Genomic DNA, 19,404 nt, shown 5'->3' with positions numbered 1-19,404 from the left:
TCCGGCGGCCGTGTGTAGCCTCGATTGAACATCCGGTCCACGGCCAATGCCTGGACATCAGGACCGCCCCATCAGCACAGTCCCACCACAGGAAGCCGACATGAGCCTCAACGAGCTACGAACGCTTGGACGCACTGGCGCCCTGATCAGCCCGCTCACGCTGGGCACCCTGAACTTCGGTACCGGCGCCGCACCCACGGGTCCCGCAGAGAGCATCCGTATCATCAAGGCGGCACTGGATGCCGGCATCACCAGCGTCGACACCGCGGACATCTACTCCCAGGGAGAGGCAGAAACCGTGGTTGGCCAAGCCATCCACAGCCGGCGTGACGACGTCTTCCTCGCCACCAAGTTCCACGGACAGATGGGTTCCAACCCGGCACATGCCGGCAACTCCCGCCGGTGGATCGTCCGGGCTGTGGAGGACAGCTTGCGGCGGTTGAACACGGACAGGATCGATCTCTACCAGGCGCACCGTCCGGACTACAACACCGATCTCCTGGAGACCATCACTGCGCTCAACGACCTCATCCGGCAAGGCAAGATCCTCTACTACGGCACGTCCGTGTTCAGTCCGGCCCAGCTTGTGGAGGCGCAGTGGATCGCGAACACCAACCATCTGACCCCACCCGTGGTTGACCAGGTTCCCTATTCGCTTTTGGTGCGTGCCAACGAACGTGATGTTTTCCCCATCACCCAGCAGTACGGCGTCGGGGTTCTGAGTTACGGACCGCTCGACGGCGGCTGGCTGGCCGGCGGATACCGGGTGGGTGCGGGACAGCCCGAAAGCTCGCGATCGGGCGCACTTCCGGGCCGTTTCGACGTAAATGCCCCTTTCAACCAGGGCAAACTGCATGCGGCGGACGCCTTGGCTCAGCTCGCAGCCAGGCATGGTCTGACCCTCATCCAGCTTGCCGTGGCCTTTGCCCTGAACCACCCGGCTGTGACGAGCGTGGTGATCGGGCCCCGTACCGAGGACCACCTGACGGACTACCTGAAGGCTGCCGACGTGGTGTTGAGCGAGTCGATCCTTGACGAAATTGACGACATCGTTGCCCCGGCGGTCAACTTCCTGGAGCGCGACGCCGGCACTGTTGCCCCACACCTTGAGTACCCGGAACTGCGACGCCGGTAGCCACCATTGCGTTGCGAGGCCCGCTTTGCGCGCTTTGGTCTTCCCTTATGGCGCAGAGCGGGCCTCACAACAGGCTATTGACGGGCTTGGGCAGGGGCGTGATCCTTGTCCTAAGTGCTGCGGCACTCCGCAGCGTTTAGCTTCCAGTAGAACGCCGCCGTCCCATGTCCAAGCACCATGTCAAGCAAAGGGCTGCGAAAGCCGCCACCGCCGGTCAGCCGACCGAGGGTCCCCTGACCCCTGAGGAACTTCAACTCTCCGGCCGCAACCATTCCATGCCGTTGGAGGCCCTGCACGACGACATCACGCCGGCCGGGCTCCACTACCTGCTCATCCATTTCGACATCCCCCACGTCCCTGCTGATACATGGCGACTGCGGCTGGGTGGGGCTGTTGACCGCAGCTTTGAGCTGAGCCTGGACGACATCAAGGCCAGACCCGCCGTCACCATTCCCGTGACGCTTGAGTGCGCCGGAAATGGCCGCTCCCTCCTGCAACCGCGTCCGCTAAGCCAACCGTGGGTCATGGGTGCGGTGGGTACGGCCGAGTGGACCGGAACTCCCTTGGCACCCCTGCTGGAGGAGGCAGGTTTGGCGAGTGACGCCGTCGAACTTGTCTTTACGGGTGCTGACGCCGGAGTCCAAGGCGGCGTCGAAGAGCCCTATGCGCGCAGCCTGTCTGTGGCCGAGGCGATGCATCCCGAAGTCATGCTGGTCTATGCCATGAACGGACATCCCTTGCCGATCCAGCATGGGTTCCCCCTCCGCCTGTTGGTGCCCGGCTGGTACGGGATGGCAAGTGTGAAATGGTTGACGTCCATCGAGGCTGTGACGTCGCGGTTCATGGGATTCCAACAGGCTGTTGCCTATCACTACCTGCAAGGTCCCGACGGTCCCGGGCTGCCCGTGACGCACATCCGTGTTCGTTCGCTCATGATTCCTCCCGGGATTCCGGAATTCTTCACGCGACGCCGGATTGTGGACGCCGGTCCGGTCATGCTGCACGGCCGCGCGTGGTCCGGGCACGGCGAGGTTGAACGGGTGGAGGTGGGGATCGACGGCGAGTGGATGCCTACCCATGTGGATCCGCCCGTGGGTGATTTCGCGTGGAGGTCGTGGTCCATGGTGTGGGTCGCGGGTCCGGGTGAGCACGTACTGCGGTGCCGGGCGATGGATACGTGGGGCGCGCTGCAGCCCACGGAGCAGGTGTGGAATTACCAGGGCATCGGGAACAACATGGCGCAGGTGGTTGAGGTTACGGTGCGGTAGCTGGGTCTCCAGGCTGCGCCGCGCCTGGCTGCCGCCCGCCCACCCGCCGAGATCGTCGAGATCGCTGGAATGCTGCGGGATCGCCGGAACTTTCCGGGGGTTTTGGCTGGCCTCCCACGACCTCGCTGCTTCTTGCGTTCCCGCAGGGCTTGCGAGGCCCGGTTAGACTCTTCCCAATCATGAGTATCCCGTCATCTTCACCGGCAAACGTCCGAGTCGACGCCTGGCTTTGGGCGATTCGTGCCTACAAGACCCGCTCGGCCGCCACCGCTGCCTGCCGTGCCGGCCACATCCGCATCAACGGAAACCCGGTCAAGGCATCACAGAGCGTGATCATCGGCGACACCATCCGGGTCCGGGAATCGGGCTGGGAACGGATCCTCGAAGTGCGGCGACTCATCGCGAAGCGTGTCGGCGCCGAAGCCGCCTCACACTGCTTCACCGACCACACGCCCCCACGCCCCGTTGCACCTAAGCTCGGACTGCCCCAGCGCGACCGCGGCGCCGGACGGCCCACCAAGAAGGACCGCAGGGATATGGACAAGCTGCGCGGGTAGGGGGATATTCGGACGCGGCGGGGCACTTATCCACAAGCCGCAATTTCTGACGTGAATCTGGCTTCCCTCCCGACCTAGACTGACCGGCACAACGCCAAACAGCTGCTGGGGAGCCTGTCATGTCATGCCTTTCGTCTGCCACTTTTTCTCCTGTCCGGCCTTGGACGGCGGTCATGGCTCTCACTATGGCGGTGCTTCTGAGCGGCTGTCAGGGCGGCCCCGCACCCAGCACGCAACCGTCCGAATCAAGCTCGACGACGGCGTCGCCCGCCACGAGCGCATCGGTCCCGACCGCTTCGGCTACTCCTTCAGCGCCCGCCGTGTACAAGCCCGCGGATGCGAAGGGGAAGGCTGAGAATGTGCCGGTTCCCGTGATGCCGGAGTTGGCGAAGGAAAACTCGAAGGCGGGGTTGGAGGCGTTTATTGGGTACTGGTACGCACAGCTTTCTTATGTGGACGAGACCGGCGACATGGCGTCATGGCTGCCGTTGATCTCCGAAGACTGCCGCCTGTGTCTCCGCCTCAAAGAGTCGGGTGAAGATGGCTATATCGACGGACGATGGTTGGTGGGCGGGAGGATCTCGGTCCCTGTGATCGAGGTCCAATGGGCAAGTGGCGACGCTACCCAATGGTCCAAAGTGCAGGTCATTCAAGAGGCAATCAGCTACTACAACGCCGACGGAACTACCGGTAGGGCCAGCGACGGAACGACAAACGATGCTTTTGCCCTTTTTGCGAAATACGTTGAAGGACAATGGGCGGTGACAGACCTTGGCCTTCTTTCGTAGTCTGAATCTGAATGCAGGCCATCTCCTCGTCACGATTTCAACGGCACTCGTCGCCGCCCAGATCCTCGGCGGACCCCTGAAAACGGAGGACGTGTGGGCATCCAACAACACTCGAAATGGCGGAATCGACATTGAGGCCCGCTACAAAATCGATCCGCACACCGGGCAGCTAGCAGCCAGTATCGGAGGAACATCAACCTCGTCCACGGCCGCTGAGGATCCCAACCAGTACATGGCCGACACGCACTGCCGCGCCGATGGGCCCGACACCAAAGACCCCGGTTGCGATGCCCTCGAATGCCCCGCCACCGAAACCAACACCGAAGCAGGCACCCCGGTCATCTGGAAGGAAGCCCCCAAAGCCATCACCAACCCAGGCTGGACCGACTGGATCCCCGTCACCGGACCCACCTGCCTCTACGACCCCCAACCCGAGAACGTCCTGGCCAACATCGCAGCCCGGATCCTCAACGACTTCCAACAACTACCCATCAACCCCGGAACCCTCCAAGCCCAACCCTTCCCCCACACCCTCAAAGGCGCACCCACCAACTTCTACACCACCACAGGAGAACAAGACTTCAACCTCACCATCCTCGGCCAAGCAGTCCACCTCACCGCAACACCGGCCAACTACACCTACGCCTTCGGCGACGGCACCACCCTCGGACCAACACCAGCAGCCGGCTACTCCATCCCGGAAACCCAATGGCTCAACACCCAAACACGCACCAGCCACAGCTACACAGAAACCGGCAACTACCAGGCCACCCTCACCACCAGCTTCACCGGCACCTACTCCGTCAACAACGGCCCACCCCTACCCATCAACGGAACCCTGAACCTCACCACACCAGCCCAAACCATCCAGGTCTGGAAAACAGAAAGAGCACTCGTCGCCGACACCTGCCAGGAAAACCCCAACTCCTGGGGCTGCCCCGGCGCAGAACCGAAATAGGTGGCGACTCACCTTGGGCCTTTGCCCGCATCACGAACCGCAAACACCCACTTCGAAGGCGAACAACCCATCGATTCACCGTGCAGACGGCGCGTCGTGCCATTCAAGACTCAAAGTGGGTGGCGGGGGCCCGCGGAAAAGTGGGTGGCGGCGGCCCACGGAATGTGCACGCCAAAAAGAAGAAAGCACCAGTTCCGAAGAACGGTGCTTTCCGCTGGCTGAATTCTAGGAGAACCAGGTACCTGGAGGGCCCATGAACAACAGGAAGCTGAACACGGCACCCACAGCCACCAACGTGACAACGACGGCCAGAATGGGGTTTCGCAGGACCCACGCCTGGGCCTTCTCGAACCCACCTTGAGGCGAATCTCCCCCAGCGGCCAAGCGCCAGTCGCCTGCGAGGAGGCCACGGCGGTCGAGCGACTTCTCCATGGGAATGGTGGCGTACGGGATCACTGCCGAACCAATGGCAAGGAGGCCGGTTCGTGTTGACCACTTCTGGTTGATCCAGGTGAAGGCGGCCGTCGCGGCGTAGCAAAGGAACACGAAGCCGTGAATGCCTCCAGCGATGCTCACTCCGACGTCGGTGGTGCGCGTGACGTACTTAAGGAACAACCCGATCAACAGCAGCGTCCAAGTCACGGCCTCGGCAAAAGCTACGGTGCGGAACAAAGTGCGGGGCTGCATGGAAGTCCTCAGGTAGGAAACGGGAGACACCTCGTATTTTACCGGCTGTAGAACTTCCCGTGCGTCACCTACCAACAACACTTCACTTTGCCGAGGGCAGTACCTGCCGGTTCCGGATTCGGGAATCGCCAAACTCGATGGCAACGGGCGCAATCTCCATCTCAGGTTCGTGCCGTGTCCGGGCTTTGCCGACGGCGACGTGAGGCAACCAGCGGGGCGACCTGTAGCCCAGCGCCGGTGAGCTCAGGATGAAGTCGTCAATGTTGTCCAGGCCCAGGTCGTCCAGAAGTTTGTGGAGCCCTTGCACCAAAAGTGCCTGATAGTCGTGCACTTCCTGTGGCACATCCACCTCGAGCCCCATCAGGCGGCCACCGCCCAAAGGGATCAACTTTTCCGCCTTCCCCAGAAAGCCCTGCAACACCGGCAGTTCGGTCAACCAACTGGCGATCTCCGGAAGCGTCTGTGCAGGTGACGACAAACCCTTGGTCCAGGCTGCGATGTCCTTGCCAAGTTCATCGAGTATTCCAACGTGGAGCAGGGTAAGGTGCAGTCCCGGCGGATTTCGGAGGGAATCCACGAACCGGGACAAGCCGTCATAGTCAGCGGGTCCTGCGCCGATACGCAGAACGGGTACCTCGACCGTGATACGAGGTCCATGCGGTTTGCTTCCAGTGGGGTTGCTGGCCGTCATGGTTGCCATTATGCGCCGAACGCCCAGCGAGTGGGAGGCCGACGGCGGTACTCGCCTGACGCCGTCGAGCCTTGTTCGCTATTTCTTGGGACGGGCCTGGACCAGGTTGGCGAACGGAAGCCGCCCGTGGGCCGCCACGAAGTCGGAATGGTAGGCAGCCTCGGCCGCGTTCAGCTCGGAGGCGGGGAGTTCCTTCCACGCAACAATGAGGTCCAGAGCATCACGCAGCTGCCAGATGAGCCGCGCGTCCCAGACAACAGTGGGACGTCCGCGGCCGTAATCCATGAACTCCTGGATCTGTTTGCGCAGCCCCCGGTTACCTTGGCTGCCGGCGCTGGCTTTGCCCAGGTAAAGTACGGAAGCTTCCGCTATCCACTCGGATTCCAAGGCTTCACGCTTGAGCGAAGGGTCCTTTTTCTTGAACGTGCCTGCGCTGCTCTTGCTGAGGAACACGGGGTCGAAATCCGCGGGGCACAGGATGGCGAAGATGCCGGGGCCTTGGGGAATCCTCATGGGATCGAGTTCGTCGAGCGGCCGGAAGCCGGTGAACCCGTCCTGCATGAGTGACTTTTTGGTGAAGAGCATGGTCCATTGTGTCAAGCTCCCGGAAAGACATCGCCTCGTGCCAATTCTTCTGGCAAAACCAACCACAAGAGGCCGCCGTCGCGGCAGGCATCAACTACCAAAGTCGCCGTACGGCGACTTTTCGAAAAGTTGCCGTACGGCGACAGGTTGTCGAAATTGCGCCTGTACGAGAGGCTGGCCCTCCAGTTCGATCGGGCATTTAATCAGCATCCTCCGCTCCATGGAGAACCAGGCGAAGGTGAGCTGAACGCCAGCGGCAACAGCCGCCGTCGGCCCCCAAACCCTGAAGCGGTTCTTTCAGCGTTGACAGCCCCTTGTGACCCGTGCCATATTCGAAGCGTGAACCTGTCAGACAGCCGGACAGCCGGACAGCAAGATCCCCAGGGTGGGCACATGCCCATCTCACGCATTTCCGCAGCGGAAGCGGTCTTCGCGGCACTCCGGCGAGCCATCGAGGGCGGGCAGTTCGATATCGGCACCAAGCTGAGCTCGGAAGCTACGCTCGCGGGCCAGTACGGCGTGAGCCGCTCGGTCATCCGGGAAGCACTGCGATCCTGCAACACCCTGGGCCTCACAGTGACCAAAACGGGCAAGGGCACGTTCATTGTGGCCAACAAGGTTGCTAATGACCTTACCTTGGGTCAGTACAGTGCACGCGACCTCAACGAAGCACGTCCCCATATCGAAATCCCCGCAGCCGGGCTTGCCGCGCAAAGAAGGACGGACGAGGAACTTGAGCACCTCAAGGACATCGTCCAGGAAATGCTCAACGAGACCGATCCCGAAGCCTGGGTGAACCTGGACGCGAGCTTCCACTCTGCCGTGGCCCGCGCCAGCGGAAACCGGGTATTCGCCAGCGTCGTTTCGGACATCCGCGAGGCCCTGGCACACCAGTCCGAAACCCTGAACCTCGTCGCTGACCGCCAACACCGCTCCGACGAAGAGCACGTCGCCGTGCTCAACGCGATCGAGGCCGGCGACTCCGAAGCCGCAAGCAAAGCGATGGCCGCCCACCTGCAGGCCGTCAGCGTTGCACTGGACAGGATCCTCAGCAAATGACCCACTCAAAGGACACCATGCCCGCCCCCGCAACAACCGCCAGCCAGCCGGAACTGGCGGCAAAGACGCCCCACCACGTCCCCCTCGTCGAACTGACCCGCGACGGCCTGGTGGAGAGCATCCACTACGGATCGCTGATCGCGCTCACCGCAGATAACAGCACGGCGCTTGAAGCCGGCGAACCGGACGCCCCGATGTACCCGCGGTCGAGCCTGAAGCCGTTGCAGGCTGTAGCCCTGCTCAAGGCCGGCCTGGATATCCCGCAAAATCTCCTGGCACTCACCGCGGCCAGCCACTCCGGCGCGCAGATGCACCGCAGCGGCGCCGAGGAAATCCTGAAGCTGCATGGCCTCAACGAATCAAACTTGGGCAACAGCACGGACCTCCCTTACGGCGTGGCTGAACGCGAAGAATGGCTCCGCGCCGGCAACGGCCCCACGCAGATTGCGCAGAATTGCTCCGGCAAGCACGCTTCCATGACGGCGGTCTGCGTCATCAACGGCTGGCCTGTGGAGGGATACTTGCACCCCGAGCACCCGTTGCAGGTCCTGGTGCGGGAAACCATCACGGAACTTACCGGTGAGGAAGCCGCCGCGGTCAGCACGGACGGCTGCGGGACACCGCTCTTCGCTCACTCCCTGCATGGCATGGCCCGCGCCTATGGCCGCATCGCCGCCGCGGACGAAAACACCAACGAAGGCAAGGTTGCCCACGCCATGCGCCGCTTCCCGGAGATGGTGGCCGGCGAGGGCCGCGACGTCACCGCCCTCATGCGCGCCGTTCCCGGCCTGCTCGCGAAGGACGGCTTTGAAGGCCTCCAGCTGGTGGGCCTCCCGGACGGCACCGGGGTGGCCGTCAAGATTTCCGACGGCGGCGATCGCGCCCGCATGCCCGTCACCGTTGAGGTCCTTCGCCGGTTGGGCGTCGACGGCGGCAGCTTGGACACGCTTCAGAGCCCACCTGTGCTGGGCGGCGGCCTTCCGGTCGGCGAGATCCGCGCAGCCCACATTTTCAGCAACTAAACCAAGGACAGCTATGACCACCGTCGATCAGGCGATCCCCCTCCGTTCCGAACACGACCTTCTGGGCGACCGCGATGTACCTGCGGATGCCTACTGGGGCGTCCATACCCTCCGCGCCATTGAGAACTTCCCCATCACAGGGCAGCCTCTCTCCACCAACAAGCACCTCGTCAGGGGCCTGGCCGCGGTGAAGCAGGCTGCGGCCCGCACCAACCATGAACTTGGCCTGCTGGACGCCGAAAAGGCGGACGCCATTGAGCAGGCTTGCCAGGACATCATGGACGGCATGCTCCACGAGCAGTTCATGGTGGACGTCATCCAGGGCGGCGCGGGAACCAGTTCCAACATGAACGCCAACGAGGTCATCGCCAACCGCGCCCTGGAGATCCTTGGCCACCCCAAGGGCGACTACTCCAAGTTGCACCCCAATGACCACGTGAACCTGAGCCAGTCCACCAACGACGTCTACCCGACTGCGGTCAACCTGGCCACGATCTTCTCCGTAAAGGAACTCCTGGAAGCCCTCGAGGAACTCGAGCTGGCCTTTGCCGAGAAGGGCCGGGAGTTCCGGACCGTCGTGAAGATGGGACGCACCCAGCTCCAGGACGCTGTTCCCATGACCTTGGGCCAGGAGTTCGGCGGCTACGCCGTGACCATTGGCGAGGACCGGGCACGCCTGGACGAGTCCCACATGCTGATCCACGAGATCAACCTCGGTGCGACAGCCATCGGCACGGGACTGAATGCCCCGGCCGGATACGCCGAAGCCGCCTGCCGCCACCTGGCAGAGATCACCGGCCTTCCCTTGCTCACTGCAGCGGACCTCATTGAGGCCACCCAGGATGTTGGCGCCTTCGTGCACCTGTCCGGCGTCCTGAAGCGCGTGGCAGTGAAGCTTTCCAAGATTTGCAACGACCTCCGCCTGCTGTCCTCCGGACCGCGTGCGGGTTTGGGCGAGATCAACCTTCCGGCCGTTCAGTCCGGTTCGTCGATCATGCCAGGAAAGATCAATCCGGTGATCCCGGAAGTGGTCAGCCAGGTGGCCTACGAAGTCATCGGCAACGATGTCACCGTCACCATGGCCGCGGAGGCGGGCCAGCTTCAGCTGAACGCCTTCGAACCGATCATTGTGCACAGCCTGCACAAGAGCATCTCCCACCTGGAAGCAGCGTGCCGCACCCTTACTGCACGCTGCGTCCGGGGCATTACCGCAAACACCGAACGGCTACGGCTTACCGTGGAGCAGTCGATCGGTCTTGTCACGGCATTGAACCCCCATATCGGTTACGCCTCCGCCACCGCTATCGCCCAGGAGGCGCTGGCAACGGGCAAGGGTGTGGCAGAACTCGTGCTGGAACATGGTCTCTTGACCGCCGCCCAGCTTGAGGAACTGCTCAGCCCTGAACGTCTGGCAAATCTGAGCAAATAGGCCGAAACTGGCCAGTAAGCCAACGGCTACAGTCAGCCGTTCCGCCCGATGAGGCATACCCCCACGAGGCGCTGTTCCGTGTGCCCGGATCCCCCGAGCCGGACACGCCAAGGACACCCCCCAACAGGACACTCCTAAGGATTCCAATGACCAACCCCATCACGGACCACACGGTCCCGGCCCAGTCGCACGCCAGCGAGAAAGCCCTCCACAAAGAGGACTCCGGCTACCACAAGGACCTCAAGCCCCGCCAGATCCAGATGATCGCGATCGGCGGCGCAATCGGTACCGGCCTGTTCCTGGGCGCCGGTGGCCGGCTGAACGCGGCCGGTCCTTCGCTCGTCATCGCCTACGCCGTCTGTGGCTTCTTCGCTTTCCTGATCCTCCGCGCACTGGGCGAACTGGTGCTGCACCGCCCCTCGTCGGGATCGTTCGTCTCCTACGCCCGTGAGTTCTACGGCGAGAAGGCTGCCTTCATTTCCGGCTGGTTCTACTGGATCAACTGGGCCACCACCACCATTGTCGATATCACCGCAGTGGCCCTATACATGAACTTCTTCGGCAAGTACATCGCTTGGATGGGCGCCGTTCCGCAGTGGGCCTGGGCGCTCATTGCCCTGGTAGTGGTCCTCTGCCTGAACCTGGTTTCCGTGAAGGTCTTCGGCGAAATGGAGTTCTGGTTTGCTTTGATCAAGGTGGCCGCACTGGTGGCGTTCCTCCTTGTGGGCACCTACTTCGTCATCTTCGGCACCCCGGTGGAGGGCCAGGAAGTGGGCTTCAGCCTCATCTCCGATAACGGCGGCATCTTCCCGAACGGCATCCTGCCCATGATCATCCTGATGCAGGGCGTGCTCTTCGCTTACGCCTCGATCGAGCTCGTGGGTACCGCTGCCGGTGAAACCGCCAACCCGGAAAAGATCATGCCCAAGGCCATCAACTCCGTGGTCTTCCGCATCGCCGTCTTCTACGTTGGCTCGGTCATCCTGCTGGCACTGCTGCTCCCCTACACCTCTTACGAGAAGGGCGTCAGCCCGTTCGTGACGTTCTTCGGTTCCATTGGCGTGGAGGGCGTGGATGTGATCATGAACCTCGTGGTGCTGACCGCAGCGTTGTCGTCATTGAACGCCGGCCTCTACTCCACCGGCCGTATCCTCCGCTCCATGTCCGTAGCCGGTTCTGCCCCCAAGTTCGCCCAGCGCATGAACAAGGCAGGTGTCCCTTACGGTGGCATCGCCATCACCGCCGGCGTTTCCTTGCTCGGTGTTCCGCTGAACTACCTGGTCCCGTCCGACGCCTTCGAAATCGTCCTCAACGTCGCATCCGTGGGCATCATCGTCACCTGGGCCACCATCGTCCTCTGCCAGATGCAGCTGAAGCGCTGGTCGGACAAGGGCTGGGTGAAACGCCCCTCCTTCCGGTTGTTCGGTGCTCCGTACACAGGTTGGCTGTCCTTGGTCTTCCTGCTCGGCGTGCTGATTATGGTGTTCATTGAATCCCCGCTGACCATGCTGGTCACCGCCATCGCCTGCGGGCTCATGGTCTGGGGTTGGTTCCTGTGCCGCAAGCAGATCCATGAGCTTGCAGCCACCCGCGACGGCTACACCGGCAGCGCGCCGGTCATCGCCAACCGCCCGCTTCCCGGCGGCGACAAGTAACAGCCGTACCAAACAGCGCACGACGGCGGCACCGCCGGTTCCGTAGCAATCGGAACCCAGGTGCCGCCGTCGGGCGTTAACGTCCGCAACCAACTAGCAGATGACGTAGTTCCCAGCGCTCAAAACCGCCTCAACTGCGGCTCAGGTGGGTGGGATCGCGGCGAAGGCAGACATCGGATCATTCGTGACTACTATTGGTCCATGGCTGTCACAGACGAGGCGATCAGCAAGATCAAAGACATGCTGATCCGCGGAGAACTCAAAGCCGGCGATCGTCTTCCGCCGGAGAAGGAACTGAGCGAGCGGCTCGGCCTGTCGCGGAGTTCCCTGCGCGAGGCGGTGAAGGCGCTCGAACTGATCCGCGTGCTGGATGTCCGCCGCGGAGACGGCACCTATGTGACCAGCCTCGACGCCAAGCTGCTCAATGAAGCCGTGGCATTCGTGGTGGACCTTCACCAGGACCGGTCCATCCTGGAACTCTTTGAGGTCCGACGAATCCTGGAACCGGCCACGGCACATTTGGCGGCGGGAAAAATCACCCCCGGCGAGCTCCTGGCCTTGCGAAGCACCATGGACGGCATCGACGAGAACACCGAAGTCGAGGAACTCGTTGCCCATGACCTGGAGTTCCACAGCATCATCACCGAAGCCGCCGGAAACGACTACCTCGGAAGCCTCTTGGAGGCGCTTTCCAGCAGCACGGTCCGGGCCCGGATCTGGCGCGGGCTGACACAGGAAAAGGCCGTGGCGCATACCTTGGCCGAGCATCACGCGATTGCGGACGCCTTGGAGCGGGGAGATGCTGAGCTGGTCCGGGCACTGGTGACGGTTCACATCAGCGGCGTGGAGAACTGGCTGCGGCAGGCCCTTTAACTCCCGGCCAAAGGCGTTGCTGCCAAGCCGTAGGTTCGAATGGCAGTCCCTTCCAGCACGGCATCCTGCTCCGCCGGGCTCAGCGACGACACCAACTCCAGCAACACCTCCAGCGTCCTGCCATAAGGAGCCCCGAGGATGCTGACCGGCCAGTCGCAGCCGATCATCAAACGCTGGGGCCCGAAAACCTCCAACGCTGATTCGAAGAGCGGGCGCAACGCATCCGCCGTGTACTCAACGCCCGGCAAATGCAGCCCGGAAAGTTTGGCCACCGAATTCGGTTCCCGCCCCAGCGCCCGGAAGTCGGCGTTCCAGGACTCCATAAGCCCAGGATCAGCCAGCGGCGGCTTCCCCAAGTGATCCAGCACGACCGTCAATTGCGGTATCTCACGGGCCAGACGAACAGCGGAACCCAGATGCCGTGGGAAGGCATCGGGGATGTCGAAGGTAAGCCCTTGGCGGGCCAGCAATGCCAGGGACTCCCGAACATTCGGGAGATCCAGGAAGTCGCTTCGGGGATCATCGTGGATCAGGTGCCGCACTCCCTTGAAAACCGGGTGTGCCGTGAAGCGGTGCAACTGCGCTGCGGCTTCGGAAGGCGCGTCCAGGCGGATCCAACCCACCACGCCAAGAACCCAGGGGTTGCGCGAGGCCACAGCCAACATACTCTCGGTGTCGGCAACGGTATCGTCGGCCTGGACCAGCACCGCTCCCCGGACACCGGCTGCCTCCAACCTCTCACGCGCCTCGTCCTCGCCGAAACTCCGGAAGAGCGCACCGTGCTGCGGCCCCAGCCATCCATAGGGGCGCACTCCCCCGGTAACAAAGGTGTCCAGGGTCCACAAGTGCAGGTGCGAGTCAATCACGCCCGGCGTTCCTCCAAGGCTGCCCAGAGCTCCTCGGGCACGGGCGACTCCATGCGTGCTGCGTTGGTGGCCACCTGTTCAGGGGAGGTGGCACCGGCTGTCACGTTCACCACGGCGGGGTGCCGCAGCGGGAACTGGAGGGCCGCCGTCGGAAGTTCCACACCGAAGTCGCGGCAGAGGGCCGCGAGCGCCCGCGCCCGCTCCAGCACCTCCGGCGGCGCCTGATCGTAGTTGTAGTGGGCGTCTTCGGGGACGTCGGGCCGGGCCAGGAGGCCGGAGTTGTAGGCGCCAACGCTGACGACGCCGGTGCTTCGCTCCAGGCAGCGGTCAAGCAGCGGAACGTCGGGCTGCTCAAGCAAGGTGTAGCGTCCTGCCAGCATCACGAGGTCCAGATCGGCAGCTTCGACGCATTCCAGGGCCGCTTCTGCGGAGTTGATGCCCACACCTATGGCCTTGACCAGCCCTTCGGCCCGCAGCTTTTCGAGCACAGGCAAGGCTTCGGAGATGCCGGCTTGGAGATCGTGGACATCAGGGTCGTGCAGGTAGGCGATGTCAACGTGGTCCAGGCCCAGCCGTTCCAGGGAGTCCTCGATGCTGCGCCGGATGCCGCCCTCGGAGAAGTCCCACATGCGTCGACTGGTAGCCGGAACGTCGAAGCCCTCGGGGTCCTGGCCGCCGCCGGAGTCCGGTTCCAACACACGGCCCACTTTGGTGGAGATGACAAATTCCTCCCGCGGCTTGTCCCTAAGGACGGCGCCAAGCCTTTGTTCAGAAAGTCCCAGCCCGTAGTGCGGCGCGGTGTCGAAGTAGCGGATGCCGGCATCCCATGCGGCGAGAACCGTGGCGAGCGCTTGCCCGTCCGGGATGGCCCGGTACAGGTTTCCTATGCCTGCACCGCCGAAGCCGAGCCTGCCGAGGCTCAACGGCGGTGTGTGGGGGTCAAGTGAGTTCATGGCATTTCCCATACCTTCTGGATACCCGCATCCTCCCCTGAGTAATCGTCCTGGATCTCCAAAAGTTCAGCCATCCGGGCCTGCCACGGCACATTGGCGGGGTGCTCGGCGAGCGCATGCCGCATGGCCTGGTAGTTTTCGACATCCACCACATGGAAGAGATCGAGTCCGCTGCGCCAGATCCGCCAGTTCGTCACACCGGCTTCTTTGAGGGCCGCCACCAGCTCGGGCGGGATGTGCGCGTGTGCGTCGGCATACTCCGCTTCAGTTCCTGGCTTGAGCTTGGTGTGAAGCGCGATGCTGTCAGCCATGGACGGCCTCCACCCCGCTGGCAGATGGCTTGAGGAACAGTTCCAGCACGGGCACGGCGACGTCGGGTTTTTGGACGGGCAGCTTGATGGTCAGCGTCCCGGGTGGCTGGCCGCCGGGTGTCATGTTCATGGCCTGCTGCGCGGGGTCCAGTTCCCGCAGGAACACCTCCGAGGCGTCATTGAGCAGCTGGGCATATTCCACCTTGCCGGCGAGGCCGGGCAGGTGGACGTATTCGAACGGCCAGGCAAAGAGGTGGACGTACAGCCTGTCGCCGCGCTGTGTGTAGCGGGTGTCCGTGGGCGCTGTGAAGCTCGAGGCACCGGCACCGTAGATGGCACGCGAGTGCAGCTTCATCCATTCCCCGATGCCCTCCAGCGAATCCAGCGCCCGCGGGTCCAGGTTCCCCCTGCCAGTGGGTCCTACGTTGAGCAACAGGTTGCCGCCCTTGGAGACACCATCCACCAGCATGCGGATCAGCAGGTCAACGGGCTTGTAGTTCAGGTTGTCCCTGTCATAACCCCAGCTGCCGTTCAACGTCTGGCATGCCTCCCAGGTGACGGGTTCGCCGTCGACCATCATGGGGCCGGCGGGCTGGTACTGCTCGGGCGTGACAAGGTCTCCCGGGATTTCCAACCGGTCGTTGACCACAATGGTGGGTTGGAGGTCCCGCACCATGGCAAGCAGGGCCTCGGAGTCCCAGTCTTTCCGTCCTTTCCCTCCCCAATATTCTTCGTGGTGTCCGCCTGTGTAGGAGAAGTCGAAGAACAGGTAGTCGATGGTGCCGTAGTTACTCAGGAGCTCGCGCACCTGGCCATGCAGGTACTCGCGGTAGCGGTCCATATCCCGGCCTGCATTCAAGCTTTCGACGTCGGCCGCGTTCCGTTGGGGATGCACCCCGTCCACAGTGAAGTCGGGGTGGTGCCAGTCGATGAGGGAGTGGTAGAAACCGACCTTCAGCCCTTCGTCCCGGAGTGCCTCCACATAAGGGGCGATCAAATCCCGGCCCGCGGGAGTATTGGTGGCTTTGTAGTCCGTCAGCGCGGAATCCCACAAGCAGAAGCCGTCGTGGTGCTTGGTGGTGAGGACCACGTATTTCATTCCGGCGTTACGTGCAGCCCGGGCCCATTCCCGGGGATCGTAGAGGTCCGGATCAAAACGGCGGAAGTACTTGGCGTACTCCTCCACCGTTGTTTCCTCCTTGTTCATCACCCACTCGTGGCGTGCCGGGAGGGCATAGATGCCCCAATGCACGAACATGCCAAAGCGTGCCTCCTCGAACCAGGGTGCGTGCTGGATCAACGGGATTCCTTCCATACGGGGCCGTTCGGAAAGCTGTATGCGGCCAGTGTTTCACGGAGCATTTCGTTTCCGGCGCCAGGGCTCGACGGCGGCCAGTAAGCGCCGTCGTGGACGTCCACAGGTGTGAGGAAGTGTTCATGGAGGTGGTCCACGAACTCGATGGTCCGGCCTTCCTTGCTGCCGGACAGGGCAACGAAGTCGAACATCGACAGGTGCTGCACCGCCTCGCATAGTCCAACACCCCCGGCGTGCGGACACACCCTGACCCCGAATTTTGCGGCGAGCAGGAGGATGGCGATGTTCTCGTTGACTCCTGCTACGCGGGCGGCGTCGATCTGCAGGACCTGGAGGGATCCTGCCTGCAACATCTGTTTGAACACCACCCGGTTCTGGACGTGCTCTCCGGTGGCCACGGGAATCGGGGCTACACCGCGGGCGATGGCGGCGTGGCCCAGGATGTCGTCCGGGCTGGTGGGCTCCTCGATCCAGGCAATGTCATAGGGGGCCAGGTGGGCCATCCAGTCGATGGCTTCCTGGACGTCCCAGCGCTGGTTGGCGTCCACGGCGATCTTGATATCCGGGCCAACGGCTGCGCGGGCAGCCTTGACGCGGCGGATGTCGTCATCCAGGGAAGCCCCCACCTTCAACTTGATCTGGGTGAAACCGTCGGCCACCGCTTCCTTGGCCAGCCGCGTCAGTTTCGCGTCGCTGTATCCCAGCCAGCCCGGCGTCGTGGTGTAGGCGGGGTAGCCTTCGGCCCGAAGTGCCGCTTTCCGCGCTTCCCTGCCGGGTTCGGCGGTCCGCAGGATGTCCAGCGCTTCCCCGGGAGTGAGGGCGTCGGTGAGATAGCGGATGTCCACCAGTGCCACGAGCTCTTCCGGGCTCATTCCGGCCAGTAACTCCCAGAGGGGCAGCCCGGCACGTTTGGCTTTCAGGTCCCAGAGGGCATTGACCACGGCGCCGATGGCCATGTGCATCACACCCTTCTCGGGCCCCAGCCAACGCAGTTGCGAATCGTGGGCCAGCAGCTTCCACGTGGCGCCCATGTCAGCGAGCAGATCCTCAACATCAGCGCCGAGGAGGTGATCCCGAAGGGCGTTGATTGCCGCCGTTTCGACCTCGTTGCCGCGTCCGATGGTGAACACGAAGCCATGGCCCTTATGCCCGTCCTCTGCGTCTGTGCCAATGATCAGATAGGCCGCGGAGTAGTCCGGGTCAGGGTTCATGGCGTCAGAGCCGTCCAGCTCAAGGGATGTGGGGAAGCGGATATCGAACGTATCCACTGCGGTAATGGTGCTCATGCGGCTCCTGAAAGTGCGTCACGATTCTTCACCGAGCCTAAACATCCGATGTCTTCCTTGTCAATGGGTCACATTTCCGTATTATGGGGGAAAACACCACACTAGAGCTCGGATGTTAGTCCCGAACACGGAGGAAGCCATGACCTTGAAATTCGCCAGGCTGGGCACGGCCGGAAACGAACAACCGGCCGTCATCGCCCAGGACGCCCAGGGTGCTGAAAAGCACTTCAGCCTCACGCCCTTGACGCAGGACATCGACGGCGCTTTCCTCGCCACGGACGGTATCGAGCGCACCCGCCAAGCCCTTGATAACGGCGAACTTCCCGAAATCTCCCCCGAGGGCCTGCGCATCGGTACCCCGGTTGCCCGCCCCGGCGCAGTAGTAGCCATCGGCCTCAACTACACCGCCCACGCCGCCGAATCGGGTGCGACGCCGCCCCAGGTTCCCGTGGTCTTCCTCAAGCCCACCAACACGATTGCCGGCCCTTTCGACGCCGCGCCCATCCCGCCGTCGTCGGAAAAGTACGACTGGGAAGTGGAATTGGCGATCGTGATCGGCCGGGAAGCGTCATACCTTTCCTCAGCCGAAGAAGCCGGGGGTTGCATCGCCGGCTACGCAGTGGCCAACGACCTCTCCGAGCGCGAATACCAAATCCCCGGGGCCGCGGGACAGTGGACCAAGGGAAAGTCCCTCCCCGGCTCCACTCCCCTCGGCCCGTGGCTGGTTCCGGCCTCTGACATCGATGCCGGCAACCTGCGCCTCCAGACCTTGGTCAACGGTGCGCCGCGCCAGGACTCCAGTACCTCGGACATGATTTTCGACCCCGCCACGATCGTTCATCACCTCAGCCAGTACATGGTCCTGGAGCCCGGCGACGTCATCATCACCGGCACGCCCGAAGGAGTGGCACTGTCCGGGCGGTTCCCCTTCATCCAGCCTGGTGACGTTGTGGAACTGGAAATTGATGGCTTGGGACGCCAGCGCCAGGAGTACTTCCGGGCCACGACGCGCACGGCAGTCCAGGGCGGCGCCGCTTCCTTCGCCGGAACCACCGCCTAGGTACATGGCCGTGGGCAACGAATTTGAGGGCCTCGCAGCCTTGGTAACCGGCGGTGCCTCCGGAATCGGGGCGGCCATCGCGGACCGCCTCGCATCCGGCGGTGCGAAGGTGGCCGTCCTGGACCTCGCACCGGAAACCAGCCCCCACTTGGCTGTCCAGTGCGACGTGGCCGATGACGCGTCGGTGCGCGCCGCCGTCGAAACTGCCGTTAAGCATTTCGGCCGTCTGGACATCGTGGTCAACAACGCAGGCATCGGCGCCCAAGGTGACATCGCTGCGAACGACGACGCCGAGTGGCTGCGTGTCCTCAACGTCAACGTAGTGGGAATCGCCCGTGTCAGCCGCGCCGCGTTGCCCTACCTGCGTGAGTCGCCGGCAGCCGCGATCGTGAATACCTGCTCCATCGCGGCAACGGCGGGATTGCCGCAGCGTGCGCTGTACTCAGCGTCGAAAGGTGCGGTGTTGTCCCTGACGCTCGCAATGGCGGCCGACCACATCCGTGAAGGAATCCGGGTCAACTGCGTGAACCCCGGAACCGCGGACACCCCGTGGGTGGGACGGTTGTTGGACTCCGCTGCCGACCCTGCCGCCGAGCGCGCCGCCCTCAACGCCCGGCAGCCCCACGGCAGGCTGGTGGATGCCGCAGAGGTGGCCGGCGCCGTCGCGTACCTTGCCAGCCCTCTGTCCGGTTCGACCTCGGGAACCTCACTGGCGGTCGACGGCGGCATGCAGGGCCTGCGGCTGCGTCCCGTTCAGTAGGGCGTCCTTCAGTAGGGCACTGTTCAGTAGGGCGCCGTTCAGTAGGACGTTTCGTAACGCAACGGACCCGCAACCTCCTGCAGCGATGGTTCGCCTATGCTCACTCCTAGAGATCAACGGCGACTCACTTAGCAACCTCAGGAGCA

Annotated in this window: 21 protein-coding genes; 13 read left to right on the top strand and 8 right to left on the bottom strand. The window is 63.2% G+C overall.

Annotation, left to right across the window (positions count from 1 at the left end):
* Positions 1-100: 100 nt before the first annotated feature.
* The 6 genes from AC6JA3_RS02065 to AC6JA3_RS02040 all read left to right on the top strand — a co-directional run bounded on the left by AC6JA3_RS02065 (position 101) and on the right by AC6JA3_RS02040 (position 4,706).
* Positions 101-1,135 carry an aldo/keto reductase gene (locus AC6JA3_RS02065; protein WP_026542048.1) on the top strand — a complete coding sequence of 345 codons (1,035 nt, stop codon included), beginning with the start codon at positions 101-103 and terminating at the stop codon, positions 1,133-1,135.
* Positions 1,136-1,299: 164 nt separating this feature from the next.
* Positions 1,300-2,403, top strand: coding sequence for a sulfite oxidase (locus tag AC6JA3_RS02060; RefSeq protein WP_347782448.1), 1,104 nt, complete (start codon positions 1,300-1,302; stop codon positions 2,401-2,403).
* Between the two features lie 179 nt (positions 2,404-2,582).
* The gene (locus tag AC6JA3_RS02055) at positions 2,583-2,960 is read left to right on the top strand and encodes an RNA-binding S4 domain-containing protein (RefSeq protein WP_035761097.1); all 378 of its coding nucleotides are present in this window, start codon (positions 2,583-2,585) and stop codon (positions 2,958-2,960) included.
* A 124-nt stretch (positions 2,961-3,084) separates the two neighbouring features.
* Positions 3,085-3,315 carry a hypothetical protein gene (locus AC6JA3_RS02050; protein WP_347782447.1) on the top strand — a complete coding sequence of 77 codons (231 nt, stop codon included), beginning with the start codon at positions 3,085-3,087 and terminating at the stop codon, positions 3,313-3,315.
* Between the two features lie 4 nt (positions 3,316-3,319).
* Positions 3,320-3,748, top strand: a complete 429-nt coding sequence (locus AC6JA3_RS02045) for a DUF6318 family protein (protein ID WP_347782446.1) — start codon at positions 3,320-3,322, stop codon at positions 3,746-3,748.
* Positions 3,732-4,706, top strand: coding sequence for a hypothetical protein (locus tag AC6JA3_RS02040; RefSeq protein ID WP_347782445.1), 975 nt, complete (start codon positions 3,732-3,734; stop codon positions 4,704-4,706). Before AC6JA3_RS02045 ends, AC6JA3_RS02040 begins: the two co-directional genes overlap by 17 nt.
* A 225-nt stretch (positions 4,707-4,931) precedes the next feature.
* Here AC6JA3_RS02040 and AC6JA3_RS02035 read toward each other — a convergent pair whose 3' ends face one another.
* The 3 genes from AC6JA3_RS02035 to AC6JA3_RS02025 form a co-directional block, all read right to left on the bottom strand.
* Positions 4,932-5,393 (bottom strand): DUF3817 domain-containing protein, encoded by a 462-nt coding sequence (locus AC6JA3_RS02035; protein WP_238324972.1) that lies wholly within the window; start codon positions 5,391-5,393, stop codon positions 4,932-4,934.
* Positions 5,394-5,475: 82 nt separating this feature from the next.
* Positions 5,476-6,084: a hypothetical protein gene (locus AC6JA3_RS02030; RefSeq protein WP_238324971.1), complete on the bottom strand. Its 609-nt coding sequence runs from the start codon at positions 6,082-6,084 to the stop codon at positions 5,476-5,478.
* Between the two features lie 78 nt (positions 6,085-6,162).
* A complete protein-coding gene (locus AC6JA3_RS02025) occupies positions 6,163-6,669 on the bottom strand; it encodes a hypothetical protein (protein ID WP_026542684.1) in 507 nt (168 codons plus the stop codon).
* 339 nt (positions 6,670-7,008) lie between these two features.
* On the opposite strand from AC6JA3_RS02025, the gene AC6JA3_RS02020 reads away from it, so the two are divergent.
* From AC6JA3_RS02020 to AC6JA3_RS02000, 5 genes are all read left to right on the top strand, one after another.
* Positions 7,009-7,728 carry a FadR/GntR family transcriptional regulator gene (locus AC6JA3_RS02020; RefSeq protein ID WP_026542683.1) on the top strand — a complete coding sequence of 240 codons (720 nt, stop codon included), beginning with the start codon at positions 7,009-7,011 and terminating at the stop codon, positions 7,726-7,728.
* Positions 7,725-8,750, top strand: coding sequence for an asparaginase (locus AC6JA3_RS02015; protein ID WP_026542682.1), 1,026 nt, complete (start codon positions 7,725-7,727; stop codon positions 8,748-8,750). Before AC6JA3_RS02020 ends, AC6JA3_RS02015 begins: the two co-directional genes overlap by 4 nt.
* 13 nt (positions 8,751-8,763) lie before the next feature.
* Positions 8,764-10,179, top strand: a complete 1,416-nt coding sequence (aspA, locus tag AC6JA3_RS02010) for an aspartate ammonia-lyase (RefSeq protein WP_026542681.1) — start codon at positions 8,764-8,766, stop codon at positions 10,177-10,179.
* Between the two features lie 146 nt (positions 10,180-10,325).
* Positions 10,326-11,834 carry an amino acid permease gene (locus AC6JA3_RS02005; protein ID WP_026542680.1) on the top strand — a complete coding sequence of 503 codons (1,509 nt, stop codon included), beginning with the start codon at positions 10,326-10,328 and terminating at the stop codon, positions 11,832-11,834.
* A 201-nt stretch (positions 11,835-12,035) separates the two neighbouring features.
* Positions 12,036-12,707 (top strand): FadR/GntR family transcriptional regulator, encoded by a 672-nt coding sequence (locus AC6JA3_RS02000; protein WP_026542679.1) that lies wholly within the window; start codon positions 12,036-12,038, stop codon positions 12,705-12,707.
* Here the strand turns inward: AC6JA3_RS02000 and AC6JA3_RS01995 are convergent.
* Genes AC6JA3_RS01995 through AC6JA3_RS01975 form a run of 5 tightly spaced genes read right to left on the bottom strand, consistent with a single transcriptional unit; the run spans position 12,704 to position 17,438 of the window.
* Entirely contained in the window at positions 12,704-13,573 is an 870-nt protein-coding gene (locus AC6JA3_RS01995; protein ID WP_026542678.1) for an amidohydrolase family protein, read from the bottom strand. The two genes, AC6JA3_RS02000 and AC6JA3_RS01995, sit on opposite strands and share 4 nt — an antisense overlap.
* Positions 13,570-14,526 carry an aldo/keto reductase gene (locus AC6JA3_RS01990; RefSeq protein WP_035761199.1) on the bottom strand — a complete coding sequence of 319 codons (957 nt, stop codon included), beginning with the start codon at positions 14,524-14,526 and terminating at the stop codon, positions 13,570-13,572. The genes AC6JA3_RS01995 and AC6JA3_RS01990 overlap by 4 nt, the downstream gene beginning before the upstream one ends.
* Complete coding sequence (locus tag AC6JA3_RS01985; protein ID WP_026542676.1) at positions 14,523-14,837, bottom strand: L-rhamnose mutarotase; 315 nt, start codon at positions 14,835-14,837, stop codon at positions 14,523-14,525. Before AC6JA3_RS01985 ends, AC6JA3_RS01990 begins: the two co-directional genes overlap by 4 nt.
* A complete protein-coding gene (locus tag AC6JA3_RS01980) occupies positions 14,830-16,137 on the bottom strand; it encodes an alpha-L-fucosidase (protein WP_347782444.1) in 1,308 nt (435 codons plus the stop codon). Before AC6JA3_RS01980 ends, AC6JA3_RS01985 begins: the two co-directional genes overlap by 8 nt.
* Complete coding sequence (locus AC6JA3_RS01975; RefSeq protein ID WP_497919858.1) at positions 16,134-17,438, bottom strand: L-fuconate dehydratase; 1,305 nt, start codon at positions 17,436-17,438, stop codon at positions 16,134-16,136. The genes AC6JA3_RS01980 and AC6JA3_RS01975 overlap by 4 nt, the downstream gene beginning before the upstream one ends.
* 139 nt (positions 17,439-17,577) lie before the next feature.
* On the opposite strand from AC6JA3_RS01975, the gene AC6JA3_RS01970 reads away from it, so the two are divergent.
* Positions 17,578-18,498: a fumarylacetoacetate hydrolase family protein gene (locus tag AC6JA3_RS01970; RefSeq protein ID WP_347782442.1), complete on the top strand. Its 921-nt coding sequence runs from the start codon at positions 17,578-17,580 to the stop codon at positions 18,496-18,498.
* A gap of 4 nt (positions 18,499-18,502) precedes the next feature.
* On the top strand, positions 18,503-19,258 hold the full coding sequence (locus tag AC6JA3_RS01965; RefSeq protein ID WP_347782441.1) for an SDR family NAD(P)-dependent oxidoreductase: 756 nt from the start codon (positions 18,503-18,505) through the stop codon (positions 19,256-19,258).
* Positions 19,259-19,404 lie beyond the last annotated feature (146 nt).

The organism is Arthrobacter sp. TmtSoilC79, assembly GCF_059739405.1.
This window is presented reverse-complemented; position numbering and strand designations above follow the sequence as displayed.

Excerpts from the sequence above, each read along its gene's own strand:
- AC6JA3_RS02065 (WP_026542048.1), top strand. The coding sequence starts at position 101 with ATGAGCCTCAACGAGCTACGAACGCTTGGACGCACTGGCGCCCTGATC.
- AC6JA3_RS02060 (WP_347782448.1), top strand. The coding sequence starts at position 1,300 with ATGTCCAAGCACCATGTCAAGCAAAGGGCTGCGAAAGCCGCCACCGCC.
- AC6JA3_RS02055 (WP_035761097.1), top strand. The coding sequence starts at position 2,583 with ATGAGTATCCCGTCATCTTCACCGGCAAACGTCCGAGTCGACGCCTGG.
- AC6JA3_RS02050 (WP_347782447.1), top strand. The coding sequence starts at position 3,085 with ATGCCTTTCGTCTGCCACTTTTTCTCCTGTCCGGCCTTGGACGGCGGT.
- AC6JA3_RS02035 (WP_238324972.1), bottom strand. The coding sequence starts at position 5,393 with ATGCAGCCCCGCACTTTGTTCCGCACCGTAGCTTTTGCCGAGGCCGTG.
- AC6JA3_RS02030 (WP_238324971.1), bottom strand. The coding sequence starts at position 6,084 with ATGACGGCCAGCAACCCCACTGGAAGCAAACCGCATGGACCTCGTATC.
- AC6JA3_RS02025 (WP_026542684.1), bottom strand. The coding sequence starts at position 6,669 with ATGCTCTTCACCAAAAAGTCACTCATGCAGGACGGGTTCACCGGCTTC.
- AC6JA3_RS02015 (WP_026542682.1), top strand. The coding sequence starts at position 7,725 with ATGACCCACTCAAAGGACACCATGCCCGCCCCCGCAACAACCGCCAGC.
- aspA (WP_026542681.1), top strand. The coding sequence starts at position 8,764 with ATGACCACCGTCGATCAGGCGATCCCCCTCCGTTCCGAACACGACCTT.
- AC6JA3_RS02005 (WP_026542680.1), top strand. The coding sequence starts at position 10,326 with ATGACCAACCCCATCACGGACCACACGGTCCCGGCCCAGTCGCACGCC.
- AC6JA3_RS02000 (WP_026542679.1), top strand. The coding sequence starts at position 12,036 with ATGGCTGTCACAGACGAGGCGATCAGCAAGATCAAAGACATGCTGATC.
- AC6JA3_RS01990 (WP_035761199.1), bottom strand. The coding sequence starts at position 14,526 with ATGAACTCACTTGACCCCCACACACCGCCGTTGAGCCTCGGCAGGCTC.
- AC6JA3_RS01985 (WP_026542676.1), bottom strand. The coding sequence starts at position 14,837 with ATGGCTGACAGCATCGCGCTTCACACCAAGCTCAAGCCAGGAACTGAA.
- AC6JA3_RS01975 (WP_497919858.1), bottom strand. The coding sequence starts at position 17,438 with ATGAGCACCATTACCGCAGTGGATACGTTCGATATCCGCTTCCCCACA.
- AC6JA3_RS01970 (WP_347782442.1), top strand. The coding sequence starts at position 17,578 with ATGACCTTGAAATTCGCCAGGCTGGGCACGGCCGGAAACGAACAACCG.
- AC6JA3_RS01965 (WP_347782441.1), top strand. The coding sequence starts at position 18,503 with ATGGCCGTGGGCAACGAATTTGAGGGCCTCGCAGCCTTGGTAACCGGC.